Consider the following 13,552-nt stretch of genomic DNA (forward strand, 5'->3'; position numbering starts at 1 on the left):
GGCGGGCCTCGTGGAGAGGTCTGGATTTTAGGTATTTATGGACAAAAGAAGGGGGGCGGATTTCTGCGCCCCCCTTGTTGTCTGTCTTAGAACGTTGCCGAACCGGGCAACCACTTTTCGATCAGCGCATTGAGCGAGCCGTCCTCTTTCATCGACTGGATCGCGGCGTTGAATTTCTCTTTCAGTTCGGTGTCGCTTTCGCGGATGCCAAGGCCGATGCCGCCGCCCAGAAGCACGTCTTCGCCGATGATCATCAGATCGCCATCTTCGGCCGCGATCGGCTCAAGAAAGCCTTTGTCCGCCAGAACCGCGTCCGCTTCGCCGTTTTTCACAGCGGCGATGGTCTCGTCCGGTGTGGCGAATTCGACCAGGGTTGCGCCCATGGAGGCGACATGGCTGGCCTGAATGGTGCCGGTCTGGGCTGCGATCACACCGCCCTCAAGGTCCACGTCCTCCGACATTGCTACGTAAGACGACGGATCGGGCTGGGTGTAGGGATCGGTGAAGTCGATGACCTCGTCACGCTCGTCGGTGATCGACATGCCCGCGATGATCGTGTCGTAGTTGCCACCCACCAGGTTGGGGATGATCGAATCCCATTCGTTGGTGACCCATTCGCAGGTCAGTTCGGCGCGGGTGCACAGCTCGTCGCCCAACTCGCGCTCGAACCCGTCGACTTCGCCAGCATCGTTGATGAAGTTGTAGGGCGCATAGGCGCCCTCGGTGCCCATGCGGACGGTGTCGGCCATGGCCATGCCAGCGGTCAGCGCAAGGGCGGCGGTGGTGAGGATCAGGTGTTTCATTGGTGTCTCCCTTAGAGGTGGTTTACGCGTGCGAGGTTGCGGAAAGAAACCCGCGCAGGCGATCTGATTTAGGGGTGCCGAAAAGCGTCTCCGGCGGCCCCTCTTCTTCGATCCGACCTTGATGGAGGAAGACCACATGGTCGCTCACATCATGGGCCAGTTTCATGTCATGCGTGACGATCAGCATGGTGCGCCCTTCGGCGGCCAGGTCCTTGATCACGCGGACAACTTCTTGCTCCAGCTCTGGGTCGAGAGCTGAGGTGGGTTCGTCAAACAAAAGCGCGCGCGGTTCCATGCAGAGCGCACGCGCGATGGCGGCGCGTTGCTGTTGGCCGCCAGACAATTGCGCCGGGTAGACGTCGCATTTATCGCCGATGCCGACCTTGTCGAGGAACATGCGCGCGCGCTGTTCCACTTCGGCCTTGTCCTGGCCTAGCACGGTGACTGGTGCTTCCATAACGTTTTGCAGGATCGACATATGCGCCCACAGATTGAACTGCTGGAACACCATCGACAGGTTCGTGCGGATGCGCGTGACCTGGGCGCGGTCGGCAGGATGACGGCGGTGACCGGTGCCTTTCCACGTCACAGGCTCGCCTTCAAAGAGGATATCCCCTTGCTGGCTGTCTTCCAACAGGTTGGCGCAGCGCAAGATCGTGGATTTGCCCGAGCCCGACGAGCCGATCAGCGAAATGACCTGACCTTTCGGTGCTACGATATCGACACCTTTGATGACCTCCAGCGCGCCGTAGGCTTTGTGCAGGTTCTTGATCTCGATGACAGGAGCGGTGGACACGTGGTTTGGCAGCTTTGTTATGGGTCAGCGGGCAGTTGGGCTGAAAAATAGCGCAAATGCAATGACTCTATGCAAAGTGACCTAGGGGAAAAGAGGCATTTGCCTATGGATCGGGCGGAATTGGCAGTGCGAGATAGGCCTTATGGCTGATATCGACCAGACCGTGCAGGCAGAGGGTGGCGCGGTCTTCGTCGCTGAGACCGACGATGGCGGCGCGCAGCTTGGCGCGCAGATCATCGGCGCGGTCGGGCAGGGCGGTGACGTAGGGCGTGCCGGGGGTGGGCGGCGTGCGGTCGAGCATTCGCAAGGTTTTGGCCTCGGGCGTATCGCGGCAGATCAGCCGGAACGTATGCGCGTCGATGCAAGCCAGATCGACCCGGCCTTCCAGAAGCGCCTGGACCGAGGCCGTATGACCGCCGGTCCCGATCAGGTTTGAGAACGTCACGCCGCGCGCTGCCGCATAGGCGTAAAACGCTCCCCAGCCCGATTGTGAATGGCTTTGGTTGAAGGCCACGGGCGCGTCGGAAAAGGCTGCAATCGCGGACCGCGTGTCATCGCCGCGGGTGAGCAGCACCGAGTTGTAATGCCCCGGCGGGCAGTCGGGCAGACCGAAATCAGGCGCTCCCAGCAAAGTCAGGTGTTTGTGCAAGCCCAGCGCATAGGGCAGCCCGCAGGTCTGGCTGAAAAGCAACGTTGGATCGTGCCAATGCGCCCAGAGATCGTCCGGGTTGGTGCGTTCCAGCCCCAGATCAAGCGCTGACCAAAACCGGTTATTGGCCGCGCGCAAGGCGGGGCGGTCATACATCGGAAGGGAGGCGATCATCGCAGGTTAGCTTTGCGCCTCGACCCGCTGGCGCGCCAAAGCGCTATCCCGGTCATTGACGCCCAGCAGGCTGGCTGCCAGCCGCAGTAACGCGTTTTCCTCATCCTCGCGGACACCGTCTGCCAGCACGACGCTCCAGAGCGCTTCGATCACCTGAATGCGGTCCTCATAGGCGACCACATCCTTGATCGCGCGGGTGAAACGGACGGTATCGGGGGCCTCGGCTTCCAGCGCTTCTGCATCACTGCGCAGCTTGGTCGCCTCGAATGGGGAAAGCCCGTAGCGCGTGGTGATGATCCGGTCGATCCGATCAACCTCGTCCGCAGCGTAATCGCCATCAGCGCGCGCAATGCGCACCAGCAAAGCCGTCAGCGCCAGACGGGCATCTTCATCGGGAAGGGGGGCGGGTTCGGGCGCGGTCAGGCGCTTTAGAAAGTCAGCAAACATGATCGGGATATAGGGCGTTGGCACGGCTCAGGAAAGAGGGCATCGCCCGACGCTCACGCGCGCTTGAGGATTTCATTGATTTGCGCGTTCAGCTCGGCTTCCCAGATGACACTCTTTTCGCGAACCTGTCGGACGTAGGTGTCATTCGCTGCGCCGGGATTTTCGGGGTCGTGATGCTCGGCCAAGACAATGATGGATTTGCGATCCATCACGTCAAAGGCGTCGGTCACCGCATCGGCATTCTCGCGGCTTGCTCCTAGCGCTTCAAATGCTGACCGGCCCATACGGAGAGAGCTGTCATATGTCTCGCGGATCACATCGCGGCAGCCTGCGGCCCATAGATCATAGACATGATCGCGGGCGTAGGCGCGGGCGATCACATGCACCTGCGGGTAGTTGCGCTGCATGTATTTGACCAGCTCAAGGGTTTGGGCGGGATCGTCGATGGCAATGACAAAGAGCTTGGCCTCTGCGATCCCCGCCGCATTCAGAAGATCAGGTCGGGTGGCGTCGCCGTAATAAGCGCGCAGGCCAAATTTACTTAGCACTTCCAGTTGCTTGGCGCTGTGGTCGATCACTGTGGGCGTATGACCTGCCGCGCGTAACATGCGTGCCACGATGCCACCCACGCGGCCATGCCCGGCGATGATGATGTGGTTTTGCTCGTCAATGTCGTCGGCGTCACGGTCGTCAGACGTGGCATAGCGCGGCGCGATCACGCGGTCATAGAGGATGAATAGTGCAGGCGTCAGCAGCATCGACAGGGCCACGATCAAAAGCAGGCGGTCAGCCAGATCTTGAGGCAACACCGCATTCGTCACCGAGAAGGAGAGCAGCACAAACGCAAACTCCCCGGCCTGGGCGAGGCCAAGCGCCATCAGCCAGTTATTCGCGCCTCTGACTTTGAAAATCCAACCCAGCAGCAACAGTACGCCTGTCTTGGCCGCAACCAAGCCGAGGGTCAGTCCGATGATGGACAACGCATTTGCTGCCAGAAGGGCGAAGTTAATGCTTGCCCCGACCGTCATGAAGAACAGCCCCAGCAGAAGGCCTTTGAACGGATCAATGTCGGATTCCAGCTCGTGCCGGTAGGGGCTGTTGGCCAGAACCACACCTCCGAGGAAGGTGCCAAGCGCGGGCGACAGGCCCACCAGCGACATCAGCAACGCGATACCGATCACCATCATCAGCGCCGTTGCCGTGAAGAGCTCGCGCAGCTGTGCGGCGGCGATATAGCGGAAAATCGGCTGGCTCAGCAGCCCACCACCCAGAACGACAGCGCCAATCGCGCCAAGGTTCACCAGCGCCGTTTGCCAACCGTTCAGCCCGGCGACAAGGCTCATCTGCGCGTGCGTGGCGTCGTCACCATGGGCCTCACTGCCATGGCCCACCAGCTCTGGCATGGCCAGAAGCGGGATCAGCGCGAGCATCGGGATCACGGCAATGTCTTGCGAAAGCAGCACCGAAAAGCTCGCCCGCCCGCCGTCGCATTTCATCAGGCCCTTTTCCTGAAGGCTTTGCAACACAATCGCGGTCGAAGAAAGCGACATGATCAGACCTATCGTCAGGCCAATCATCCAAGGCAGACCAAGCGCCATGGCCGCGCCCATCACCACAAGTGTTGTCAGAACAACCTGCCCACCGCCAAGCCCTGCAAGCTGCGCGCGCATTGCCCAAAGCATCTTGGGCTGCAATTCTAGCCCCACCAGAAACAGCATCATCACGACGCCAAACTCCGCGAAATGCTGGATGGAGATCACATCGACATTCAGGATCGTCAATAACGGGCTGATCAGGATGCCCGCGATCAGATATCCCAGAACCGAGCCCAGACCCAGCCGCGCCGCAATCGGCACTGCCGCGACCCCTGCGATCAGGAAAATAAAGGCCAGAAGCAGGAAATCGGTCATTGTCTCAACGCCTTATTCAGGGATGCCCCCAGCAAAGAGCCGAACCGATCTAAATGCAAGGGTGGGCGCCTAGGGGACCGTAATCTCGCCTTGGGAAATCGGCACAGCGCGGCCAGCGATGCGCACGGATTGTAATGCGCCGTCAGCGACGGTCGCCGTCATGCGGATCTGCGACGGTCGCCCCATCTCGACCCCTTGGGCCAGCGCGATGACCGTTTCGCCGTTTTGCAAGATGCCCGAGGTCATGAGTTGCGATGCCAAGATGGCGCTGGCTGACCCGGTTGCGGGGTCCTCTGGAATGCCTGCCGTGGGCGAAAACATACGCGCACGGTAGCCGTCCTTGTGAGGTGCGTAGATATAAGCGCTGTCGACGCCGCAAGCGGTCATGAGTTGGGTCCAGTGCGGCTCCATCGGGCGGGCGCGCTCCAGCGCGGACAAGCCCGCCACCGGCACATAAAGAAACGCCGGGCCGCCTTCATGCACCGCAATCGGCGCGTCGCCAGCCAGGTCGAGCGTGCCAAGGTCGAGTGCGGCGCAGGTCAGGCTGACATCGGGGGCGATCGGACGGGCAAAGGGCGTGACGGGGGCTGTGAACTCTGCCTCGTTGTTTTGGATCGTTACCGGGACAAGCCCTGCTTCCTCTTCCAAAGTGATCTCGCAATCGCGTCCCTGCGCGAGGTGCAACGCGCAGCCAATCGTTGGATGTCCAGCGAAGGGAATCTCTGCCGTCGGAAAGAAAATCCGGACCTTTGCGGTATGCGCGGCGTCCTGCGGAGCCATCACGAAGATCGTCTCTGACAGATTGAACTCCCGCGCCATGGTCTGCATTTGCGCGGTGTTCAGACCATCCGCACCTTCGACAATCGCCAGCGGGTTGCCCGCAAAGGGCGTGTCCGTGAACACATCATAGGTGTGAAAGCGCAGCCTCATACGAGGCGCGAAGTTTCGACAGCCGCGCGCACGAAATCGCGAAACAGCGGGTGCGGTGCGAATGGTTTGGATTTTAGCTCTGGATGGAACTGAACGCCGATGAACCACGGGTGGTCTTTCCACTCCACAATCTCGGGCAAACGCCCATCGGGCGACATGCCAGAGAAGATCAAACCTTGTTCCTCAAGCTGATCTTTGTATTTGATATCAACCTCATAGCGGTGGCGGTGCCGCTCCTCAATCGCAGTCGCGCCGTAGACTTTGGCCACTTTCGAGCCTTCTTTGAGCGCTGCATCATAAGCGCCAAGCCGCATCGTTCCTCCCTTGTCGTCACCGACTTTGCGCTCGACCTTATGGTTGCCCTGCACCCATTCCTTCAGGTGATAAACGACAGGCGTGAACCGCTTTTTGCCCGCCTCGTGGTCAAATTCTTCCGATCCCGCATCGGTGAGTTTCGCGGCATTCCGGGCAGCCTCAATCACGGCCATCTGCATGCCCAGACAAATGCCCAGATAAGGAATTTTCCGCTCGCGCGCGAATTGCGCAGCTTTGATCTTGCCCTCAGTCCCGCGCTCGCCAAAGCCGCCGGGAACAAGGATTGCGTGGAAGCCTTCGAGGTGGGGGGCGGCATCTTCGCGATCGAACAACTCGGCATCGACCCACTCGATCTTGACCTTCACACGGTTGGCCATCCCACCATGGGTCAGCGCCTCGGCAATCGACTTATAGGCGTCTTCAAGTTGGGTGTATTTGCCGACGATGGCGACCTTCACCTCACCTTCGGGATTATAGACGCGGTCGGCCACATCTTCCCAACGCGCCAGGTCCGGCTTGGGCGCAGGGCTAATGTTGAACGCATCCAGAACCGCCTGATCCAGCCCCTCGCGGTGGTAGGCCAATGGTGCTTCATAGATCGACTTGAGGTCCTGCGCCGCGATCACGGAATCAGGCCGAACATTGCAAAACAGCGCCAGCTTTTCGCGCTCTTTCGCCGGAATTGGTCCTTCCGACCGGCAGACCAACACGTCTGGAGCGATGCCGATTGAGCGCAGTTCCTTGACCGAGTGCTGTGTCGGCTTGGTCTTCAACTCACCGCTGGCCGCGATATAGGGCAGCAACGTCAAATGCATGAAAATGCACTGCCCGCGCGGCTTGTCTTGGCTGAACTGGCGGATCGCCTCGAAGAACGGCAGGCCTTCGATATCGCCCACGGTGCCGCCGATCTCACAGAGCATGAAATCGACCTCATCCTCGCCGATGCCGATGAAGTCTTTGATTTCGTTCGTCACATGAGGGATCACCTGAATGGTCTTGCCCAGATAGTCGCCGCGTCGCTCTTTTTCGAGAACCGTCGAATAAATCCGCCCCGAAGACACCGAATCCGTCTGCCGCGCAGCTACACCGGTGAAGCGTTCATAATGGCCCAGATCGAGGTCTGTTTCCGCCCCGTCATCGGTGACAAACACCTCGCCATGCTCAAAGGGCGACATCGTTCCGGGATCAACATTCAGATAAGGATCAAGCTTGCGCAAACGGACGCTAAAGCCGCGCGCCTGGAGCAAAGCGCCCAGCGCTGCTGAGGCCAGCCCTTTGCCCAAAGAGGACACAACACCGCCCGTAATAAAGATGAATCGCGCCATGCAGCGAGCCCCCTGAAGTCGTCAAATTGTCTGGAAACAGCCCGTCACAGCGCCCTGTATCACGGGATTTGAGATATAGAGGATTCGGCCCGGAAAGGCAACTAATCCTCTAGATGATGTTGCTATGAGCAGTGACGCCGCGACAGCTAGTGGTTTTAGTCGGCAGACGGAACCAGTGGTGCATTGTCATCGACCGACGGCGGCAACAGGCTTTCGCCATCCGGCACAGGAGCCGCATCCTCATCGCCACCGCCGTCGATCTGAACGCCCAGGCGGTCGACAACAGACGTGCCAGCCGAGTTCTGCGCCGCGATAATCGTCAAGGCAATCGACGTGCAGATGAACGCAACCGCCAGAATCCACGTGACTTTCCCAAGTGCTGTTGCAGCCGAGCGACCGGACATGACGCCACCGCCACCGCCGCCGCCCATACCAAGGCCACCCCCTTCGGAGCGTTGCAGCAGCACCACGCCAATCAAGGCGAGAGCAAGAAGAAGGTGGACGACAAGAACGACGTTTTCCATGGAAGACCTGATGCTTTCAGCGTTGGCGGCTATGTAGACAGCTTTGCGCGTGCCCGCAAGGTGGGCGATGCCTACGGCGAGAGTATTTCCGCAAAGAGGGCGCCAGACAGCGCCGTTGCGGCGAATTAACGGTTTCACCCAGCGGACGGCACGACTATAGGGGTGTCGGTTTTTCAGATACCGAACGGGGATCAGCATGGCAAACGTGGTTGTGGTCGGCGCACAATGGGGCGACGAAGGCAAAGGCAAGATCGTGGATTGGCTCAGCGAGCGGGCCGATGTGATCGCGCGCTTTCAGGGCGGTCACAACGCGGGCCACACGCTGGTCATTGACGGGGAAGTTTACAAGCTTTCGCTGCTGCCTTCAGGCATCCTGCGCAAAGGCAAGTTGGGCGTGATCGGCAATGGAGTGGTGCTGGACCCCTGGGCCTTGGTTGCCGAGATCGAAAAGATCGAAGGGCAGGGCGTCACGATTACCACCGACAACCTAATGATCGCCGAGAACACGCCTCTGATCCTGCCAGTGCACGGCGAGTTGGATCGCGCGCGGGAAGAGCAGACCAGCGTTGCCAAGATTGGCACGACGGGTCGCGGCATTGGCCCGGCCTACGAGGATAAAGTCGGTCGCCGCTCGGTCCGCGTCGCTGATCTGGCGGATGAGGCCACGCTGGACGCGCGCATCGGGCGCTTGCTGACCCACCACAACGCCCTGCGCCGCGGCCTTGGTCTGGATGAGGTCGACGCTGCCAAGCTGAAAGCCGATCTAATGGCGATTGCCCCGAAAATCCTGCCCTACGCCGCCCCTGTCTGGAAGGTCCTGAACGAGCGCCGCCGCAAAGGTCAGCGCATCCTTTTTGAAGGCGCGCAAGGCTCACTTCTGGACGTGGATTTCGGCACCTATCCCTTCGTGACCTCCTCGACGACGCTGTCGGGCATGGCCGCGTCTGGCACCGGCATGGGCCCCGGCTCGATTGATTTCGTCCTCGGTATCGTCAAAGCCTACACGACCCGCGTCGGCGAAGGCCCGTTCCCATGCGAGCTTTTTGACGAGGTCGGCGAACATCTTGCGACCGTGGGCCATGAGAAAGGCACCGTCACTGGGCGCGCCCGCCGCTGTGGCTGGTTTGATGCCGCCCTCGTCCGCCAGACCTGCGTGCTGTCCGGCGTCAACGGCATCGCGCTGACCAAGCTCGACGTGCTCGACGGGCTGGAAACGCTGAGAATCTGCACCGGCTATATGCTGGACGGCAAAGCGGTCGATTACCTTCCGACCGCCGCTGACCAACAGGCGCGCTGCACCCCGATCTATGAAGAGATCGAAGGCTGGAAAGAAAGCACCGCCGGCGCGCGCAGCTGGGCCGAGCTTCCCGCACAGGCGATCAAGTATATCCGCCGGATCGAAGAGTTGATCCAATGTCCGGTCGCCCTAGTTTCCACGTCACCTGAGCGTGACGATACGATCCTCGTCACGGACCCATTTGCCGACTGACGAAAGGCCTCGCATGAGCCTGTCTTACAAAGCCCGACGCCGCTGGTCGCTGGTGATCCTGCTTTTGGGATTGCCAGCCTATATCGTGGCAGCTGTCACAATCATGAACTTGCTGGGCCGTCCGCCCATGTGGGTGGAGTTCGCGGTCTACGTGGCGCTTGGCATCATCTGGGCGATCCCGTTCAAGTTCATCTTTAAAGGCATTGGCCAAGCCGACCCCGATGCGCCTCAGGACCGTGAGTAAGCATCGCGCAGCTGCCATCGCCTTAAAAAGCCTTTCGCAAGAAGCCGTTTCGCTTTTTTTAGAGTCTCCTACCGGAAGCCATTTCGCTTTTGCAAAAATATCCCCGCCGGAGGCCGCGCGGGTTTGCGCAGCAAACCCGCGCGTGGCGATTGCCGAAGGCAAGCGCAATTCCTCCATAGAAAAAGGCGGCCCGTTTCCGGCGCCGCCTTTCCCATTGGTCGAGCAGACCAATTTCTTATTCGCCAGCGATCCTCGCATCCGGGCGGAACCGCGTCTCTTCCGAGACAACGAATTGCCCGCGGCTCAGCTTGTTGATCTTGCCTTCGCGCAAGAGCTGACCAAACGACCGCAACCCGTCTTCGCGTGAGAACCCGTCTTTGCCGGCCACAGCCGCCGCGCGGCGCATCACCTGCGGACGCGTGAAGTTCTCGCGACCTTCAACATAGGCCGTGTAGGCGGCGGCGGCTTCCAGAAGATCGGGCAACTCGCTGGCCCCGGCGCTTTGGGCAAATTCGGCAAAACCGCCTTCGCTATCGGGCGCTGCGACCTTGGTTTTGCTGATCCGGCGCGGACGTACAGGGGCGCCAGGTGCGGTTGCGTCCACACGCTGTTCTGCGACAAGTTTCAACGGCGCGACAGGGCGCTCGGGACGCGCCCGTGTCGCGGTGGCAGGCGTTGCACGTTTGGGGCGCACGACCTGAGCCAGATCTTCGCGATAGCTTTCGGTCTGATCTGGGTTCTCTGCTTCGCCACCGCTCAGCTTGCGGTCTGCCTCAGTTGCGGCAACGGCAGCTTTCAGATGCGAGATAGCCTCCCGCTTGCGACCGCTTTCCGGTGTCTCAAGCGCATCATTGGTCTTTTCCATAATGCGATCAATGGCAGGTTCGGGATCGTCGATGCTGGCCAGAATGGCAGCGCCATCGCGGTCTTGAGCGGTCTCTGTTTCGGCTTCGGTGTCGCGGGCCACTTCGGCCAGTTCAGCCATCAGCTCGGCTTCTTCCTCGGGGCTCAGATCGCTGTCGTCATCATCCTCGTCAAAGATCGACATGTCGATTTCATCAGCCGAAGTCGTGGTTTCCTCAGTATCGACACTCTCGTCAGAGGGTGCCGTCACCGCGTCATCTTCTGCGTCACCTTCCTCTGCATCAGCCGCGAGAGCGGCCTCCAATGCGACAGACTTCACTCTGAAGACGCGCCCTTGAGCAGGTTCCTCGGTCTCGATCTCTTGCTCTTGCGTGATAGGATCGTCAGCAAGCTCGGCCTCGGGGATGTCGGCGATGTCATCGGACAGGGCCGACATGACCACCGACATATCCACATCCTCGGCCTCGTCGCCTTCCTCCTCAAAGGTCTCGTCCTCGACCACCGCCGTCTCTGGCTCGGCCTCAAAGGCAACCTCTGGCGTCACCTCTTCTGCTCCCACAACATCCGTCGTGGTCTCGGCTTCAACCTCGGCAACGTCGATCTCAGTGTTGCCTTCATCCACCGGATCAGCATGCTGATCTTCGGTGAAGATGCTGTCGTCGTTGTCTTCGCCGGGGGCCACGACCGCGCGAATACGCTGCAGTTTGGCGGCAATGCTGTCGGCATCGGGATGCGTAACCGGCGTTGGCACAGTCTCCGCCTCGACATGAGACGTGTCTTTTTCGGACGGCAGCTCCACGTCTTCGATCTGGTCGCTGATCCCGTCGGACATGAACGCGGCAATGGCGTCTTCGTCAGAGGGAGCGTCAACGACCTCCCCCTGCACATCCTCCTCCTGCATATCAGAGTCATCTTGTGCGTCGGTGACTTCGGGCGTCTCGACCGGGGGCTCAACATCCGCCGCACCCGCTGCGACCTGCTCAGAGGCCGTCTGCTCAGCCTCGGCATTCTCCGCGGTCAAAGCCGCCGCAGCCGGGGCAGTTTCAGCGGCCCGCAACACGACGTTTTCGCCATCAAACCGCGCGTCCACGCGGCGTTCAATCTCACGCTCGGCAATCCGCGCCAGCATGTCTGCATCCGGCGTCGGAGGCTCCGCGCCGAAATAGCGGTCATCCGCCGCCAAGTCCCTGAAATACTCCGCGATGGCCTTCATCGTGGAGAATGAATCGTCGAAACCCTCTAACGTACAAGAGAAGGTTCCGTATGAGACGGTGAGTATTTTACTCGCACCTACCATCGGTCTGCTCGCTTTCTTCCCAGTCCAGCAAAGCCAGTGATACCAGCCTTTGGTTCGCAGAAAGCAACAAAACCAAGATTATTGCGGTATTATTTCGTGGCCGAAATGTGGACTGTTTCGTAACACGAAGGTAATGGCGGCAGCATCATGGTTATTGTTCACTCTCAGGCACCGGTCATTTTAGTCGGCGGCGCGCCAATTGAAAAAGAGATTCTTTTTCAAGCGTTAGACTTGGGCGATCAGGTGGTCGCGGCGGACAGTGGCGCACTGGCTGTGCTGGACGCAGGGCGCGTGCCTGATGCCGTGATTGGCGATTTCGACAGCCTGCCCGAGGACCATCGCGCGGCCATCCCCGCAGAGCGTCTGCACTACGTCCCTGAACAAGACAGCACGGACTTTGAGAAATGCCTGACCCGCATCGACGCGCCACTTGTGATCGCGATCGGTTTTTCCGGCGCACGGCTTGATCATGAACTGGCCGTGTTCAGCACGCTTCTGCGCATCGACACGCCGCCTTGCGTTATCCTGCGCGGCGCCGAACTTGCCTTTATCGCGCCGCCTCAATTGCGGCTAGATCTGCCCGTGGGCAGCAATCTCAGCTTCTTCCCCTTGGCACCGGTAACCGTCACGACTTCTGGTGTGAAATGGCCGCTGACCGACGCGCTGATGCGACCCGGCGGCTTGACCAGCAGCTCTAACATCGTGACAGGTCCGGTCGCGCTTGAGTGTGATACTCGCGCAGTTCTTGTCACGCTGCCGGCGGCGTCTGTGGCGTCTGTGATGCAAGCGCTTGCTGGCCCAACCGCCTCTCCCGCATAATGATGTAAAGCCCGGCCGAGACAGTGACGGCGATGCCAAGCGCTGCCAATCCCTTGGGCAAATCGCGAAACAGCAAATAGCCGATGACTGTTGCAAACGGGATTTCCAGATATTGCATCGGTGCGAGGGTCGCCGATGGCGCGAAACGCAGCGACCATGTCATGAGCAAATGCGCAACCGTGCCAATCAGCCCTGCTGCAAGCAGCAACATGACTGACACCGAGTTATCCCAGACCATCGCGGCGACAGGGCTGTCCACCGCGCGCCCGATCAACAGGCCAACCAACAGGATCCCAGTGGCCAGCGCGCCGCTGACCGCTTGCAAAGTGATCGGATCAACCTCCTTGGCCATTTGCCGTGTCGTCAGCATGAACAGCGCGAAGACGACCGCGACCAGCAAGGGGAGCAACGCCGCCGCGCCGACGCTCACGAAATTCGGCTGGATCACCAAAAGCGTGCCCAGAAAGCCAACGACGCAGGCGGCCAGCCTGTGCGGGCCAACCTGTTCTTCAAGGACAAACTTGCCCAGCAGCAACATGATGAACGGCATCACGAAGGCAATCGCGATAGCATCGGCCAGGGGCAGATAGCGCAATGATGTGAACATCGCGCCGATCCCGATGATGTGCAGCACCGTCCGCTGCACCGTCAGCCGCCAGATGCGCCGACTGAAACGCAAGGATTTCGATTGCGCCCAGACCAGCGGCGCCAGCGCCAAAGCCTGCACCGCAAAACGCGCGATCAGGATCTGCAAAAGCGCCATGGTCTCTCCCAACAGTTTTGCGATGCCGTCGCCCAACGGGGCCAGCACGCAAAAGCCAAGCATCAGCAGGATGCCTAGGAGGGGGCGGTCAGCGGTCATGGCTCTGGTGTAGGTCAGTGCGCCGCCGCCCGCATCTCTTTTCTGAGCCGGAACCGACGCAACCGATCCTGCGTTACACGTCAGATATTCTAACTGGAGGTAAT

Annotated in this window: 13 protein-coding genes; 3 read left to right on the forward strand and 10 right to left on the reverse strand. The window is 60.3% G+C overall.

Going from position 1 to position 13,552, the window contains the following annotated elements:
• Positions 1 to 86 precede the first annotated feature (86 nt).
• The 8 genes from KUW67_RS11790 to secG all read right to left on the reverse strand — a co-directional run bounded on the left by KUW67_RS11790 (position 87) and on the right by secG (position 7,873).
• Positions 87 to 803, reverse strand: a complete 717-nt coding sequence (locus KUW67_RS11790; RefSeq protein ID WP_224825513.1) for a transporter substrate-binding domain-containing protein — start codon at positions 801 to 803, stop codon at positions 87 to 89.
• Positions 804 to 825: 22 nt separating this feature from the next.
• Complete coding sequence (locus KUW67_RS11795; protein ID WP_370634974.1) at positions 826 to 1,599, reverse strand: ABC transporter ATP-binding protein; 774 nt, start codon at positions 1,597 to 1,599, stop codon at positions 826 to 828.
• A gap of 103 nt (positions 1,600 to 1,702) precedes the next feature.
• Complete coding sequence (locus tag KUW67_RS11800; protein ID WP_224825514.1) at positions 1,703 to 2,422, reverse strand: phosphate/phosphite/phosphonate ABC transporter substrate-binding protein; 720 nt, start codon at positions 2,420 to 2,422, stop codon at positions 1,703 to 1,705.
• A gap of 6 nt (positions 2,423 to 2,428) precedes the next feature.
• Positions 2,429 to 2,869: a TerB family tellurite resistance protein gene (locus KUW67_RS11805; protein ID WP_224825684.1), complete on the reverse strand. Its 441-nt coding sequence runs from the start codon at positions 2,867 to 2,869 to the stop codon at positions 2,429 to 2,431.
• A gap of 53 nt (positions 2,870 to 2,922) precedes the next feature.
• On the reverse strand, positions 2,923 to 4,779 hold the full coding sequence (locus tag KUW67_RS11810; protein ID WP_224825515.1) for a cation:proton antiporter: 1,857 nt from the start codon (positions 4,777 to 4,779) through the stop codon (positions 2,923 to 2,925).
• A 69-nt stretch (positions 4,780 to 4,848) separates the two neighbouring features.
• On the reverse strand, positions 4,849 to 5,709 hold the full coding sequence (locus KUW67_RS11815) for a PhzF family phenazine biosynthesis protein (RefSeq protein WP_224825516.1): 861 nt from the start codon (positions 5,707 to 5,709) through the stop codon (positions 4,849 to 4,851).
• The gene (locus tag KUW67_RS11820; RefSeq protein WP_224825517.1) at positions 5,706 to 7,349 is read right to left on the reverse strand and encodes a CTP synthase; all 1,644 of its coding nucleotides are present in this window, start codon (positions 7,347 to 7,349) and stop codon (positions 5,706 to 5,708) included. Before KUW67_RS11820 ends, KUW67_RS11815 begins: the two co-directional genes overlap by 4 nt.
• Positions 7,350 to 7,504: 155 nt before the next feature.
• Positions 7,505 to 7,873, reverse strand: coding sequence for a preprotein translocase subunit SecG (secG, locus tag KUW67_RS11825; RefSeq protein WP_224825518.1), 369 nt, complete (start codon positions 7,871 to 7,873; stop codon positions 7,505 to 7,507).
• A 196-nt stretch (positions 7,874 to 8,069) separates the two neighbouring features.
• On the opposite strand from secG, the gene KUW67_RS11830 reads away from it, so the two are divergent.
• Entirely contained in the window at positions 8,070 to 9,362 is a 1,293-nt protein-coding gene (locus KUW67_RS11830; protein ID WP_224825519.1) for an adenylosuccinate synthase, read from the forward strand.
• Between the two features lie 13 nt (positions 9,363 to 9,375).
• On the forward strand, positions 9,376 to 9,606 hold the full coding sequence (locus tag KUW67_RS11835) for a DUF2842 domain-containing protein (protein ID WP_224825520.1): 231 nt from the start codon (positions 9,376 to 9,378) through the stop codon (positions 9,604 to 9,606).
• Between the two features lie 235 nt (positions 9,607 to 9,841).
• Here KUW67_RS11835 and KUW67_RS11840 read toward each other — a convergent pair whose 3' ends face one another.
• The gene (locus KUW67_RS11840; RefSeq protein WP_224825521.1) at positions 9,842 to 11,683 is read right to left on the reverse strand and encodes a hypothetical protein; all 1,842 of its coding nucleotides are present in this window, start codon (positions 11,681 to 11,683) and stop codon (positions 9,842 to 9,844) included.
• A gap of 231 nt (positions 11,684 to 11,914) precedes the next feature.
• On the opposite strand from KUW67_RS11840, the gene KUW67_RS11845 reads away from it, so the two are divergent.
• A complete protein-coding gene (locus KUW67_RS11845) occupies positions 11,915 to 12,586 on the forward strand; it encodes a thiamine diphosphokinase (RefSeq protein WP_224825522.1) in 672 nt (223 codons plus the stop codon).
• Here the strand turns inward: KUW67_RS11845 and KUW67_RS11850 are convergent.
• Positions 12,516 to 13,448 (reverse strand): DMT family transporter, encoded by a 933-nt coding sequence (locus KUW67_RS11850; RefSeq protein WP_224825685.1) that lies wholly within the window; start codon positions 13,446 to 13,448, stop codon positions 12,516 to 12,518. The genes KUW67_RS11845 and KUW67_RS11850 overlap by 71 nt on opposite strands.
• Positions 13,449 to 13,552 lie beyond the last annotated feature (104 nt).

Origin of the sequence: Cognatishimia sp. MH4019 (assembly GCF_020177595.1) — a bacterium.
Taxonomy (GTDB): domain Bacteria; phylum Pseudomonadota; class Alphaproteobacteria; order Rhodobacterales; family Rhodobacteraceae; genus JAHTBL01.